General features: G+C 66.5%; 13 protein-coding genes and 2 tRNA genes. 6 read left to right on the top strand and 9 right to left on the bottom strand.

Annotation, left to right across the window (positions count from 1 at the left end; translation table 11 throughout):
* Positions 1-6: 6 nt before the first annotated feature.
* The gene (locus AC5WJ1_RS04260; RefSeq protein ID WP_240745934.1) at positions 7-396 is read right to left on the bottom strand and encodes a hypothetical protein; all 390 of its coding nucleotides are present in this window, start codon (positions 394-396) and stop codon (positions 7-9) included.
* A gap of 175 nt (positions 397-571) precedes the next feature.
* On the opposite strand from AC5WJ1_RS04260, the gene AC5WJ1_RS04255 reads away from it, so the two are divergent.
* Together AC5WJ1_RS04255 and AC5WJ1_RS04250 are read left to right on the top strand one after the other, a co-directional pair.
* The gene (locus tag AC5WJ1_RS04255) at positions 572-2,008 is read left to right on the top strand and encodes an aminotransferase-like domain-containing protein (protein ID WP_195428192.1); all 1,437 of its coding nucleotides are present in this window, start codon (positions 572-574) and stop codon (positions 2,006-2,008) included.
* Between the two features lie 200 nt (positions 2,009-2,208).
* Complete coding sequence (locus AC5WJ1_RS04250) at positions 2,209-3,714, top strand: sensor domain-containing diguanylate cyclase (RefSeq protein WP_195428203.1); 1,506 nt, start codon at positions 2,209-2,211, stop codon at positions 3,712-3,714.
* 58 nt (positions 3,715-3,772) lie between these two features.
* Here the strand turns inward: AC5WJ1_RS04250 and lpxO are convergent, their stop codons facing one another.
* The 3 genes from lpxO to AC5WJ1_RS04235 form a co-directional block, all read right to left on the bottom strand.
* A complete protein-coding gene (lpxO, locus tag AC5WJ1_RS04245; RefSeq protein ID WP_133094091.1) occupies positions 3,773-4,675 on the bottom strand; it encodes a lipid A hydroxylase LpxO in 903 nt (300 codons plus the stop codon).
* Positions 4,676-4,813: 138 nt separating this feature from the next.
* Positions 4,814-5,137 carry a hypothetical protein gene (locus tag AC5WJ1_RS04240; protein ID WP_133094090.1) on the bottom strand — a complete coding sequence of 108 codons (324 nt, stop codon included), beginning with the start codon at positions 5,135-5,137 and terminating at the stop codon, positions 4,814-4,816.
* Positions 5,138-5,384: 247 nt separating this feature from the next.
* Entirely contained in the window at positions 5,385-5,828 is a 444-nt protein-coding gene (locus AC5WJ1_RS04235; RefSeq protein WP_133094089.1) for a carboxymuconolactone decarboxylase family protein, read from the bottom strand.
* Positions 5,829-5,959: 131 nt separating this feature from the next.
* Between AC5WJ1_RS04235 and pdxR the strand changes: the two genes are divergently transcribed.
* Entirely contained in the window at positions 5,960-7,408 is a 1,449-nt protein-coding gene (gene pdxR / locus AC5WJ1_RS04230) for a MocR-like pyridoxine biosynthesis transcription factor PdxR (protein ID WP_133094088.1), read from the top strand.
* 154 nt (positions 7,409-7,562) lie between these two features.
* Positions 7,563-7,871, top strand: coding sequence for a hypothetical protein (locus tag AC5WJ1_RS04225; protein ID WP_116317469.1), 309 nt, complete (start codon positions 7,563-7,565; stop codon positions 7,869-7,871).
* 73 nt (positions 7,872-7,944) lie between these two features.
* On the opposite strand, the gene AC5WJ1_RS04220 is transcribed toward AC5WJ1_RS04225, so the two are convergent.
* Positions 7,945-8,628, bottom strand: a complete 684-nt coding sequence (locus tag AC5WJ1_RS04220; protein WP_135704826.1) for a Fe2+-dependent dioxygenase — start codon at positions 8,626-8,628, stop codon at positions 7,945-7,947.
* Between the two features lie 180 nt (positions 8,629-8,808).
* On the opposite strand from AC5WJ1_RS04220, the gene AC5WJ1_RS04215 reads away from it, so the two are divergent.
* The gene (locus AC5WJ1_RS04215; protein ID WP_133094086.1) at positions 8,809-9,090 is read left to right on the top strand and encodes a hypothetical protein; all 282 of its coding nucleotides are present in this window, start codon (positions 8,809-8,811) and stop codon (positions 9,088-9,090) included.
* Positions 9,091-9,217: 127 nt separating this feature from the next.
* Here the strand turns inward: AC5WJ1_RS04215 and AC5WJ1_RS04210 are convergent.
* The 3 genes from AC5WJ1_RS04210 to AC5WJ1_RS04200 all read right to left on the bottom strand — a co-directional run bounded on the left by AC5WJ1_RS04210 (position 9,218) and on the right by AC5WJ1_RS04200 (position 10,045).
* Positions 9,218-9,293: transfer RNA gene (locus AC5WJ1_RS04210), tRNA-Met, on the bottom strand.
* Positions 9,294-9,518: 225 nt separating this feature from the next.
* Positions 9,519-9,779, bottom strand: a complete 261-nt coding sequence (locus tag AC5WJ1_RS04205; RefSeq protein WP_063237150.1) for a hypothetical protein — start codon at positions 9,777-9,779, stop codon at positions 9,519-9,521.
* Between the two features lie 189 nt (positions 9,780-9,968).
* Positions 9,969-10,045, bottom strand: a tRNA-Arg gene (locus tag AC5WJ1_RS04200).
* A gap of 134 nt (positions 10,046-10,179) precedes the next feature.
* Between AC5WJ1_RS04200 and greB the strand changes: the two genes are divergently transcribed.
* Positions 10,180-10,743 carry a transcription elongation factor GreB gene (gene greB, locus AC5WJ1_RS04195; RefSeq protein ID WP_133094085.1) on the top strand — a complete coding sequence of 188 codons (564 nt, stop codon included), beginning with the start codon at positions 10,180-10,182 and terminating at the stop codon, positions 10,741-10,743.
* A 98-nt stretch (positions 10,744-10,841) separates the two neighbouring features.
* Here greB and AC5WJ1_RS04190 read toward each other — a convergent pair whose 3' ends face one another.
* The gene (locus AC5WJ1_RS04190; protein WP_218959574.1) at positions 10,842-13,373 is read right to left on the bottom strand and encodes a RelA/SpoT family protein; all 2,532 of its coding nucleotides are present in this window, start codon (positions 13,371-13,373) and stop codon (positions 10,842-10,844) included.
* Between the last annotated feature and the right edge of the window lie 39 nt (positions 13,374-13,412).

Genomic DNA, 13,412 nt, shown 5'->3' with positions numbered 1-13,412 from the left:
GCAATTTTATAGTTTTTCGGGCGCCGGGTCGGCAATCGATTGCGGCTGGTGCCGCGATAGCCATGGCACGCGGCGCTTGCGCCACTCCAGCAGCGCCGCCAGGCGGGAGAACAGGCCAGGCGGCACCGCGATGGTAAAGACGGCGTCGCAGCCCGCCGCCACCTGCACCCAGCCTCGCGCCGGCATGGTCAGGGACTCGCCCGCACGCAGGCGCCGGCGCGGAATGTGGCAGGTTTCGGCCAGCCATTGCGGCGGCCCGCTGATCTCGACCTGCCCTGCGCCGGCATGCAGCACCGTACCCGCTGGCACATGCAGATGCAGGCATTGCCCGGCGGACAGGCGCGTGGCTGACACCTGCGGGACGGCTGCTGAAGTGTCGATCGATACGCTTGGCATGGCTTGGCTCCGGTAACAGGCACAGGACTCCAGCCTATCGACCGCCTCTCGCGCGCGGCAGGCACACCCCCGTGCGACCTCGACCGTAACAGCAAGGCAAAACCGGGGCTGTTACGATACAGAGGCCCCGCATCTGTATCTGTAACCCGATGGCCTTCCGCGCCACCATGCCGCCATGGAATCCACCCCGCTCTACCGCCAGGTTGCCGGCCACTACCGCCGCGCCATCGAAGCCGGCACCCTGACCGCCGGCGACCGCATGCCCTCCGTGCGCGCGCTGATGGGACTGCACGGCGTCAGCCTGTCCACGGCGCTGCAGGCCTGCCGCCAGCTGGAGAGCGACGGCCTGCTCGAAGCCCGCCCGCGCGCCGGCTATTTTGTTTCGGCGCCCCAGCGCGCGCCGCTCGCGCCGCTGACCGAGCCCGACGCAGCGCTGCCCGATCCCGCGCAGTACGTCGGCATCCACCAGCGCATTTCGGGGCTGCTGGCGCGCAGCCAGCACCAGCATGTCCATACCAACCTGGGCGGCGCCTACTGCGCGCCCTCGCTGTATCCCGCCGATGCGCTGCGCAGCGCCGCGGCGCGCGCCCTGCGCCGGCATCCGATGCTGTTCGCCGAGGCGGTCGAGCCGGAGGGCCATGCGCCGCTGCGCGGCGCCATCGCGCGCCAGGCGCTGCACGCGCGGATGCAGCTGGCGCCGGAGGAGATCGTCATCACGCACGGCTGTACCGAGGCGCTCAACCTGGCGCTGCGCGCGGTGGCCGGCCCGGGCGACGTGATCGCGGTGGAATCGCCCACCTACTACGGGCTGCTGCAGATCCTCGAAAGCCTCGGCATGCGCGCGCTGGAAATCCCGTGCAGCCCGCAGACCGGGATGTCGCTCGAAGCGCTCGAACTGGCGGCACAGCACTACGACAATATCCGCGCGGTGGCGGTGGTGCCCAACCTGCAGAACCCGCTCGGCTGCATCATGCCCGACGCGCACAAGGCGCGGCTGGTGCAGTGGTGCGAGGCGCGCGGCATCGCGCTGATCGAGGACGACTGCTTCTCCGCCACCGCCGACGGCGATACGCAGCCGGCGGCGGCCAAGGCCTGGGATAGCAGCGGCAACGTGATCCACTGCGCTTCGCTGCACAAGGTGCTGGCGCCGGGCATGCGGCTCGGCTGGATCGCCGCCGGCAAATGGCAGCCGCGCGTGGAAATGCTCAAGTTCGGGCTGTCGCGGCCCAACGAGATGCTGTCGCAGATGGCGGCGGCGGACTTCCTCGCCAGCGGCGCGCATGAACGGCACCTGCGCCGCCTGCGCACGCGGCTGCAGCTGCAGCGCGAATGGTTCGCCCAGGCGGTGGCGGCCAGCTTCCCGGCCGGCACGCGGCTGGGCTCGCCGCGCGGCGGCATGCACCTGTGGGTGGAGATGCCCGCGCAGGTCTCGTCCGAGGCGGTTTTCGACCAGGCGCTGCAGGCCGGCATCCGCGTCATGCCCGGGGTGATGTTCTCCAACGCCGGTCGCTTCGACCATTGCCTGCGCATCAACTGCGGCACGCCGCGCTCGGCGCAGATCGAGCGCGCGCTGGCCACACTCGCCGGCGTGGTCCAGAAGCTGGCGGGCTGAGCATCCGCTGCCGCTACGCATTTTTGCAGCACCGGCCCGATCCGCCCTTCCCGATCGACCGGCTTTTTTGCGCCGGTTTGTCCCCATTTGCCGCCGCCTCGCCTATCCTAGTGCGCTGGCGCGGCGGCCATGGCCCGGCTGGTCCCCGGTAACTTGCGAGCTCCGCCGCCAGACGGGAACAAGAACAAAGGAGAGTGGCCTTGAGCAGTCCATCCGCGGCATCGCGCAACCGCCCTGCCGGCACCGAGCCGGGCAACAGCTTCGACGATTACCAGACACTGTTCCAGCTCGCCCCGGTGTCACTGTGGCTGGAAGACTTCAGCGACGTGCGGGTGCACTTCGAACAGTTGCGCCGCGACGGGGTCACCGACCTGCGCGCCTACCTGCGCGCCAATCCGCACCAGGTGGCGCAATGCTCGTCGCTGATCCGCGTGATCGGCGTCAACCAGCGCACGCTCGACTTGTTCCGCGCGGCCGACCTCGATGACCTCATCGCCAATCTCGAGACGGTCTTCCGCGACGACATGTTCGACCAGCATGTGGAAGAACTCGGCCAGCTCTGGGACGGCGGCAACCGCTTTGCCAGCCAGACCGTCAACTACACGCTGGACGGCGAACGCCTCGACATCCGGCTCGAAGCCACGGTGATGCCCGGCCATGAAGGCAGCTGGGAGCGCGTACTGCTGTCGATCGAGGACATCACCGCGCGCGTGCGCACCGAACGCGAGCTGCGCCGCAGCGAGCAATACGCCGTTGGCCTGTTCGAACACTCGCCGGTATCGCTGTGGGTGGAAGACTTCAGCGCGGTCAAGATGCTGCTCGATGAAGTGCGCGCAGCCGGCATCACCGACTTCCGCACTTTCCTCAACGTGCATCCGGACTTCGTCTCGCGCTGCATGCAGGAGATCCGCGTGCTCGACGTCAACCGGCAGACGCTGCTGATGTTTGGCGCCGAGTCCAAGGAGATCCTGCTGTCGCGCCTCGGCGACGTGTTCCGCGACGACATGCGCATCCACTTTGCCGAGCAGCTGATCGACCTCTGGCACGAGAAGCTGTGGCAGCAGCGCGAAGTCATCAACTACGCGCTCGATGGCCGCCAGGTCGACGTCTTCATGCAGTGGTCGGTCTTCCCCGGCTGCGAGGCCGACTGGGACCAGGTGCTGGTGTCGCTGACCGACATCACCGCGCGCAAGAAGGCCGAGGCCTATGTCGAATTCCTGGGCAAGCACGACGTGCTGACCAAGCTCTACAACCGCGCCTACTATGAAGACGAACTGGCTCGGCTCGGCCGCAAGGGACCATGGCCGGTCAGCGTGGTGGCGGTGGATTTGAACGGACTGAAGGTGGTCAACGACCAGTTCGGCCACGGGGACGGCGACGGCCTGCTGCGCCGCACCGGCGAGGTGCTGAAGAAAGCGGTGGGCGAGCAGGCCTGCGTGGCGCGCATCGGCGGCGACGAATTCATGGTGCTGCTGCCCGGCCGCGACGAGCGCGGCGCCGCCACGGTGGTCGAGCAGATCGAGAAGGTGGTCGAGCTGAACAACACCTTCTATCCCGGCGTGCGCCTGAGCTTCTCTATCGGCCACGCCACCTGCGTGCAGGGCGAGCGCCTGACCGACTCGGTCAAGGTGGCCGACAGCCGCATGTACGAAGCCAAGCGCGCGCACTACGAGGCGCTGGGCAACGAGCGCCGCCGCGAGAACTGAAGCAGCCCAGCGCAAAAGAGCCGGCTTGCGCCGGCTCTTTTGCTGATGACATCGCGTACTACAGGAAGATGACCAGGGCCACGCCCCCCACGATCAGGCCGAACTTGGCCACGTAGTACAGCTGGCGGTTCCACGCCTTGAAGCGGCGGCGATATTGCCCGCCCAGCCAGACAAAGCGGAACAGCTTGTTGATCATGCCGGTCTGGTCGTGCTCGTCATTGGGCGAGCTGGCCGCGGTCATGACCTTGCGGCCCATCCAGTGGTTGAACCTGGCGGCCCAGCCATAGCGCATCGGCCGCTCGATATCGCAGAACAGGATCAGCCGGTTGGCGTCGCTGCGGTTCTCGGCCCAGTGCAGGTAGGTTTCGTCGAACACCACGCCCTCGCCGTCGCGCCAGCTGTGGCGCTCGCCGTCGACCTCGATGAAGCAGCGGTCATCGTTGGGCGTGGCCAGGCCCAGGTGGTAGCGCAGCGAGCCCGCGAACGGGTCGCGGTGCGGATTGAGCTTGCCGCCCGGGGGCAGCTCGGCGAACATCGCGGCCTTCACGCTCGGCAGCTCGCGCAGCAGCGCCACGGTCTTAGGGCATAGCACTTCGGCGGACGGGTGCTGGGCCTCGTACCACTTCAGGTAGAAACGCTTCCAGCCGTACTTGAAGAAGGAATTGAAGCCGGCGTCGTCGTTCTTGTCCGCGGCCTTGATCTTGCGCATCGCGGCCAGCGCCAGGCCTTCGTCGCGGATCTCCGGCCACGCGGCGCGCAGCTTCTCCAGGTCGGGGAAATTTTTGACCGGAATATACGGCGTGCGCGGCACGCCCGAGAACGCGTACATAAAGCAGTTGATCGGCGCGACCAGCGCCGAATGGTCCAGCAGCTGGCGCCAGATCTTCAGCCTTACCTTGCCGCGGAAGTGCACATACAGGATGGCACCGAGGTAGCCCGCGACGATTATCCACTTGATCACCCGAAATCCTCCTGGTTGGCCGCCCTGGCGCGCATGATGACGGGCGCAGCGGGCAGTTGGGCGAAAACCGGCATTTTACCGAAATGGCCGCCACAGCGCAGCCAGTGGCGGCTGCAGCACATCGCAACGGAGCGGCTGTCAGGACTCGCGATCCGGGCCGCCGCGCGACTGGCGCGCGATCCGATCGATCAGCGCCTGGGCATCTTCGGGCATGCCCTGCAGCGTCAGCAGGCGGGCGTTAAGCACCAGGTTTTCCAGCACCAGCTTGGCGGTCGAGGCCCACATCGTGGCCAGCAGCGCTTCCATCGGCATGCCGGAGGCTTCCAGCTGCTCGGAGCGCTCGGCGATCAGCCGGCATGCCAGCTGGCGCAGCGCGCGGTCATCGAACGGCAGGTCGGCGTAGTCGATCGGGTCTTCCTTCTCGACCTCGGCCATCAATTGCAGCAGGGTGTCTTCTGTCATGGGCAGACTCCTGGCACAGCATGAACGCGATGGGCATCGCCAGTCACGCGGCGACGAACTACGTGCCATCGCGCTCGACCTGATCGGCGTAGCCATTGCCATAGCCTACCATCGCATGGCCTGTCGGGCCACGATGCCTGCCCGCCACCCGCGTGGGATTGTGCCTTCCGCTCGGCGCCACAGACGCGAGCAAATGCAGCGCGCCGGGGCCTGTGGACCGGCCGCGGCGGCGAGCGTGGCGCTATGTTCAGAGCGCCGGCGGCTGGCGGCGGAAGCCGACGCCGAAGCGGTTCCACGCATTGATCATCGAGATCAGCAGCGTCAGGTCGGCAATTTCCTTTTCCGAGAACTGCTCGCGCACCGCGTTGTAGTCGGCGTCGGGCGCCTGGCTTTGCGGCAGCAGCGTCAGCGCCTCGGTCCAGGCCAGCGCGGCACGCTCGCGCGCGCTGAACCAGCTCACTTCGCGCCATGCCGGCAGCAGGCTCAGGCGGCGATCGCTCTCGCCGTGCTTGCGCGCGTCGGTCACATGCATATCCAGGCAGAAGGCACAGCCGTTGATCTGCGAGGCACGGATCTTCACCAGTTCCTTCAGGCTGTTTTCCAGCCCGCAGCGGGCAATGTAGATCTCTACGCCGACCATGGCCTTGTAGGCATCAGGGGCCACGTCTTGCCAGTTCATACGTTCTTCCATGTCGATTCTCCAGGGATCCGGTTGAGTGATTGGCGGGCGCTGGCCCGTTGGACTCAAAGATAGCCGCCGCGATTGGCTCCGTACACAGCCAATTTCCGGCAAAATCGGTAGACCAATTCCACGCAACGACCATGGAGCTCCATCTCGCGCTGGACCACGCCGGCGACCTGACCGCGCAGATCGTCCACCAGATCCGCGACGCCATCCAGTCGGGGCGCCTGGAGGCCGGCGCACGCATGCCGCCCACGCGGCTGCTCGGCACGCAGCTGGGCGTCGCGCGCAAGACCGTGACCACGGCCTACGAGCGGCTGGTGGCGGAGGGCTGGCTGCACGCCCGCGTCGGCGATGGCACCTATGTCGCCGAGGGACTGGCGCGCAAGCCGGTGCGCATCGCCGCCGCGCCGGTGCTGCCGCCGGCAGTTCTGCGCTGGATGGCGGCCGAGGCGCCCTTCCTCGGGCCGGCCGGCGGCGCGCGCTACGCCTTCCAGCCAGGCCAGGCCGACACCGCGCGCTTTCCGCACGAAGCCTGGTCGCGCTGCGTGCGCGCGGCACTCGCGGCGGAGCGGCAACGCGCGCCCGGGCCCGCGGATCCCAGTGGCGAGATGCCGCTGCGGCAGGCCATTGCCACTCATATTGCCTTCACCCGCGGCGTGCAGGGCGCTCCCACCGATATCCTGGTCACCGCCGGCGCGCAGCAGGGCATCGACCTGGCCGCGCGGCTGCTGCTTGGGCCGGGCGCCGTGGTAGCCATGGAGAATCCCGGCTACCCGATGGCCCGCGCGTTGTTCCAGGGGCTGGGCGCGCGCGTGGTGCCGGTACCGGTGGACGGCGAAGGACTGGTGGTGGAGGCGCTGCCCGGCGAGGCGACGCTGGTCTTCGTCACGCCGTCGCACCAGTCGCCGCTGGGCGTGCCGATGAGCCTGGCGCGGCGGCAGGCGCTGCTCGACTGGGCCGCGCGCCGCCACGCGGTGATCCTGGAGGACGACTACGACAGCGAGTTCCGCTATGGCGGGCAGGCGCTGGACGCACTGCAGACGCTGGACCGCCACGGCCGCGTGGTGTACCTGGGGACGTTTTCCAAGACGCTGCTGGCCAACCTGCGCTGCGGCTATCTGGTGGTGCCGCCATGGCTGATGCCGGCGGCACGCAAGGTCAAGCACCTGATGGACTGGTACACCCCGACGCTGATCCAGCAGGCGCTGGCGCGCTTCATGTCGGAGGGACACCTGCTGCGCCATATCCGGCGTTCTCACGCGCGCCATGCGCAGCGGCGCGCGCGTCTGCTGGCGCGGCTGCACGGCGACCTGTCACCGTGGCTCGAAGCCCTGCCGGCAATGGCCGGGTTTCACCTGGCGGCGCGGCTGCGCGTGCCAATGGCTTCCGACGCGCTGGTGGCGATGGCACGGCTCGCGGACCTGGAACTGGCCACCCTCGACCCCTTCTACGCCACGCCGCCACCGACCTGCGCCGGCCTGCTGCTCGGCTTCGGCGCCATCGACCTGCTCGACATCGATCCGGCGCTCGACCGGCTGGCAATGGTACTCTCTGCCTTGGCCCCCGAGCCGGCGCGCGTCGTGTGACGCTGCCGCCATCCAGCAAAAGTGCCGGCCTCAGGGTACGCACCGAATGCGTAGTAGCGCACGCGCAGTCATACTGGCGTTCGCAAGCTTCCGTTGAACAAATCGGACCGGAAGCAGTCTTATTCGCACTTCCAACCACACCAGAGTCGCGTTCATGACCAAGCGTTTGTTGTCCGCCATGCGTCAGTACGCATGGTTTTCAGGGGTGAAGCATCATGTCGTGCAGGGCGTCGAAGCCCTGGCGGAGTTGCTCAAGTCCCCTTCCGCCGCGGCGCGTGCCGTCGCGGCCGTGATCGCCGAAACCGAACACGGCGTGCAGGTCTGGGTCTCGTATCTCGGCAAGCCGCTGGACCCGCACACCAACTACGTGCTGTGGCCGAACCGCGCCCTGCGGCCGGCACGGCGCCGCATCCAGCCCTCCCCCATCGAGCAGTTGCAGATGCGGCGACGGCGCGACGAATAGCCCGAACAGCCGCGCCCTCCGCTGCATCGACGCAGCGCCCCGCCGGTATCCCGGCGCCGGGCGCTGGCGGCGCTCAGGCGTCCGCCCAGCGGCGCAGCAGGTTGTGATAGACGCCGGTCAGGCCGATAACGGCTTCATGCGACTGACCGAGTTCCTGCGCGGTCTGGCGGATGCGCCCGTCCATCTCGAACAGCAGCGCACGCTGGCCGTCGTCGCGCACCATGCTCTGGATCCAGAAGAACGACGACACCCGCGCGCCGCGCGTGACCGGCGTCACGTGGTGGATGCTGGTGGCCGGGTACAGCACCATATGCCCGGCGGGCAGCTTCACGCGCTGCTGGCCGTAGGTGTCCTCGATCACCAGTTCGCCACCGTCGTACTGGTCCGGTCCGGTCAGGAACAGCGTTGCCGACAGGTCGCTGCGGATGCGGAAGCTGGTGCCGCGCAGGTAGCGGATCGCGTTGTCGACATGGTTGGCAAAGGTGTGCCCGCCCTCGTAGCGGTTGAACAGCGGCGGATATACCTTCAGCGGCAGTGCCGCCGAGAAGAACAACGCGTTGTTGCCCAGCGCATCCTGGATCAGGTCGCCAACCTGGCGCGCCGCGGGCGAGCCTTCGGGCAGCTGCAGGTTGCGCTTGGCCAGCGCCGACTGGTAGCCCGAGGTTTCATTGCCATCGGTCCACGGCGCGGCGTCGATGATCTGCCGCACCTGCGCCACCTGGTCCTTGGAAAGTACGTCTGGAATCTGCAGCAACATGGTGGCGACAACCTCTGGGCAAGAATGGGGAAAGCGCGCACGCCGGACGGACGCGTCGTGAACGCGTATTGTATGTGAACCCTGATGCCGCTCGAACAAGAATCATTATTGTTTGAGCTTGCGCAGGCGCCGGTTCCACTACAATGGTTTTTGTGTTCCCGTCATCGCCAAGGAGAAGACATGTCCGAACCGCTACACGACGAAGCGCTGGTCAATCTCTACCTGGAACGCATTTCAGCCCTGTCGGTGAGCGCCTTCGATGGTGCCGATGTCGGCGCCGAGCTCGATGCCGTGATGCGCGAAGCGGTGGCCAAGTGCCAGGCAGCAGGCGGTCCGCAGGCACAAGGCACGCTGGCGGTGCTGGCCAAGCGATTGCGGGAGCGCGCCGATGCAGCCGAGCGCGAAGACCAGTCGCTGGTGCGCAATACCTTCCTGCAGGCGGCGCAACGATTGCCGGCCTGACGACGAGCAAGCACCGAGCGCGATCATCGCGGAGGTTCGCAGTTCAGTTCGGAGCTGGGAATGAATCAGGCCGGACGGCCTTGAGAACAACACCTTGAAGAATTGCGGCGGACACCGCGAAAGGTGTTGGTTGCGGGGGCAGGACTTGAACCTGCGACCTTCGGGTTATGAGCCCGACGAGCTGCCAACTGCTCCACCCCGCGTCTGAAGAAGTAAATTATGCAGCATTCGCGCGGATCTGGCAAGTCTTTTCTTGACCGGCTGCAAAAATCGCCAGCGTGCTCACACGCGATGCCTGGCGGTGTCACCACATCCAGCGTAGGAATGCCGGCCCGGATCAAAAATGATCCAGGTCAACGGCCACAGATCATGCCGTGATATATGCCATTGCGAACCGCGCAACGGCGCGCAAGTGGCGCGCGGGGGCATCACTCGGGCGGCGGCCCGAGCAGGCGGTCCACCAGCGCATAGCCAGCACCGAACGCCGCCACTTCCGCCGCATGGCGCGTAGCGAACTGTTGCGAGCCGCTCACCAGCACTTCGGTATCGCCCGCATCGGCGGGATCGACGCCTTCCTGGGCCACGCGCACTTCATAGCCCCATCGACCGATGCTTCCCTGGCCCTGCGGCGACACCTGGACGTAGACATCCATGTCGCGGTACTGCTCGACGCGCCAGTCGTTTTCCATGCCCATTGCTCCGGTTTGGCTTGTACTGCCCTTGAGTCGAGCCTAGGAGGCGGCAAGGACGCGCGCAAGCCGTGGCGCAGCAAAAACGCTGGCGGCGCGGGGACTACAAGCGATGCGAAAGACAGGGAGAGAGAGGCAGGAAAACAAAAAGGGCTTCCGTTTCCGGAAGCCCTTTTCTTACTGCATAGGTGGCGCGGCTGGCAGGATTCGAACCCACGACCCCTTGGTTCGTAGCCAAGTACTCTATCCAACTGAGCTACAGCCGCACTCGAGAAAAGAGATTATATCTGAGATTTCAGATTTGTGAACCCCCTTCTGCACTTTTTTCTCATCTTTTTGCGAGCGTGGGTCTGTCCGCAGCGTTTTTCTATAATGAGAACCCGAAGATGTGATCCGGACCATGAACAAGGCATTTGTCAAAGAGTCCTCTGGCGACGAGGACGACGACCTCCCCGAAGGCGCAACGCCGCTGCCACCCGGCACCAAGAACTACATCACCGCCGAAGGCTACCACCGCCTGCGCAATGAGCTGATGCAGCTGATCGACGTCGACCGGCCCGATGTGGTGCAGATCGTCTCGTGGGCGGCATCCAATGGCGACCGCTCCGAGAACGGCGACTATCTCTACGGCAAGAAGCGCCTGCGCGAGATCGACCGCCGCATCCGCTTCCTGACGCGCCGCCTGGACAAGGCCGAGGTGGTCGATCCCTCATTGCAGGGCGACAACGACCAGATCTTCTTCGGCGCCACCGTCACCTACGCCAACCGCGCCGGCGAAGAGACCACCATCACTATCGTGGGCATGGATGAAGTGGACCTGGACAGCAACTGCGTGAGCTGGATCTCGCCGATCGCCAAGGCACTGATCAAGGCGCGCGAAGGCGACACCGTGCCACTGCGCACGCCGGCCGGGATCGAGCAGATCGATATCCTGGAAGTGAGCTACCCGTCAAAGAAACAATAAGTGGGCATGTGCCCTGGCGCGGCGTGCGGCCGCAGACTGTACAAGTAGCACGGCAACAAGGCCGCACAACGACGCCAGGGCCGTCCTGAAACGCCCGCCTAGCCGTCGTTGCGGTCGCGGAAGATGCGGATGACGTCGGGGTTGCGGCGCAGCCCGCGCATCACGTTGGCCAGGTGCAGGCGGTTCTGCACCTGGATAATGAACTGCATGTAGGTGGCTTCCTGGTGGCTGCCGTCCTGCTGCTCCATCGCCACGTGCGCGACGTTGGCATCGGCGGCGGTCAGGTCCGCGGCGACGCGGGCGACGATGCCCTTGACGTTGCGCACCATCACTTTGATCGACACGTCGAAGGCACGCGTGGTTTTCTTGGCCCACATCACGTCGATCCAGTGCTCCGGATCCTTGCTGTGCAGGCGCTTGGCGATCTTGCAGTCCTGCACGTGGATCTGCAGCCCTTCGCCCTTGCCCAGGTAGCCCACGATCGAATCGCCGGGGATCGGACGGCAGCACGCCGAGAAGATTATCGACATGCCCTCGTCGCCGGTGATCGGCACCGCGGGCGCCTCTTCGCCGGCAAAGGTCTGCACCGCCGCCAGCAGCGCGCTGTCGACGTCGCCGGACAGCTCCTGCAGCAGGATCTCCATGCGCTTGGCCACCACCGCCGGCACGCGCCGGCCCAGCGCCAGGTCGGCGAAGATGTCTTCGCGCTGCTTGTTGCCGGTCCACTGGATCATGCGGTCCCACACCGACTGCGGCACCGCCTTCAGCTCGATGCCGAGCTGGCGCGCGGATTGTTCCAGCAACCGCTCGCCGAGCTGGATCGCTTCGTCCAGCTTGGTGGTCTTCAGGTAATGGCGAATCGCCGCGCGCGCCTTGCCGGTGCGCACGAACGACAGCCACGCCGGATTCGGCTTGGAGTACGGCGCCGTCACCACCTCGACGATATCGCCGCTCTTGAGTTCGGTGCGCAGCGGCAGCAGCTCGTTGTTGATCTTGACCGCGACGCACTGGTTGCCCAGGTCGCTGTGCACCGCGTAGGCAAAGTCCAGCGCGGTGGCGCCGCGCGGCAGCGCGCGGATATGGCCCTTGGGCGTGAACACGTAGACCGCATCCGGGAACAGGTCGATCTTGACGTGCTCGAGGAATTCCTGCGAATCGCCGGTCTGGCTCTGGATATCGAGCAGCGACTGCAGCCACTGGTGCGCCTGCTGCTGGATATCGTTGGCGTGGTCGGCCTGGTGCTTGTACATCCAGTGCGCGGCCACGCCGGCCTCGGCGATCTGGTGCATGTCGCGCGTGCGGATCTGGAACTCGACCGGCGTGCCGAACGGGCCCACCAGCGTGGTGTGCAGCGACTGGTAGCCGTTGATCTTGGGGATCGCGATATAGTCCTTGAACTTGCCGGGCATCGGCTTGTACAGACCGTGCAGCGCGCCCATCGCCATGTAGCAGTGCATCTGCGTTTCCACCACCACGCGGAAACCATACACGTCGAGCACCTGCGAGAACGACAGCTGCTTGTCGTGCATCTTGCGGTAGATGCTGTACAGCGTTTTCTCGCGGCCGGACAGTTCGGCCACGATGCCGGCATCGGCCAGCCCCTTCTGCGCCGCCTCGAGAATGCGCTTGACCACCTCGCGCCGGTTGCCGCGCGCGGCCTTGACCGCTTTTTCAAGCGTGGCGTAACGGAACGGCGAGCCGACCTTGAACGACAGTTCCTGCAGTTCGCGGTAGATGGTGTTGAGACCGAGACGGTGCGCGATCGGCGCATAGATCTCCATGGTCTCCAGCGCGATGCGGCGGCGCTTCTCCGGCGGCACGAAGTCGAGCGTGCGCATGTTGTGCGTACGGTCGGCCAGCTTCACCAGGATCACGCGCACGTCGCGCGCCATCGCCAGCAGCATCTTGCGGAAGCTTTCCGCCTGCGCCTGCTCGCGGCTCTGGAATTCGAGCTTGTCCAGCTTGGTCAGGCCATCGACCAGTTCGGCGACCTTGGGGCCGAATTTCTCGGCCAGTTCGCTCTTGGTGATGCCCTGGTCTTCCATCACGTCGTGCAGCAGCGCCGCCATGATGGACTGCACATCCAGCTTCCAGTCCGCGCACAGCTCCGCCACCGCCACCGGATGGGTGATGTAGGGCTCGCCGCTCTGGCGGTACTGGCCCAGGTGGGCCTCGTCGGAAAACTGGAAGGCTTCGCGTACGCGCGCCAGGTCGGGCGCCTTCAGGTACGCGAGCTTTTCCATCAGCCGGGTGATGGAAATGACCTGCTGGCGCGGCGGTACCGCCGGCTGCGAGGTCGGCCCGAAGAAGTGCCGGTATGACTGCGCCAGCACTGCATCGATAAACAGGCTGTCCGCCACCGGAGGCGTCGCTTCCTGCACTGCGGCCAGCTCATCCTGCAGCGCGGGCGCCCTCGCCTTGCCCGGCGCCAGCGCGGGCGCGACGGCACGCTCCCCGACGACATCGTCGCCGAGCGGATCGGGAAGATTGGGAGCGCCGGTGCGCGCGTTCACGGAAGACTGGCCCGGGATGGTGCGCTTACGCGCCGTGGGCGGTGCCGCATCGCCGTGCGCGCCCGCCGCGGGCGTCGACGGAGAGGAAGGCTGGGAGGGCGGTTGCGGCGAAGGCATGGCGGCGGCCCCTGGAATCCGGCTGGAGAGCCTGGAAAT

The sequence above is a fragment of the Cupriavidus sp. MEYA8 genome (assembly GCF_059278825.1).
This window is presented reverse-complemented; position numbering and strand designations above follow the sequence as displayed.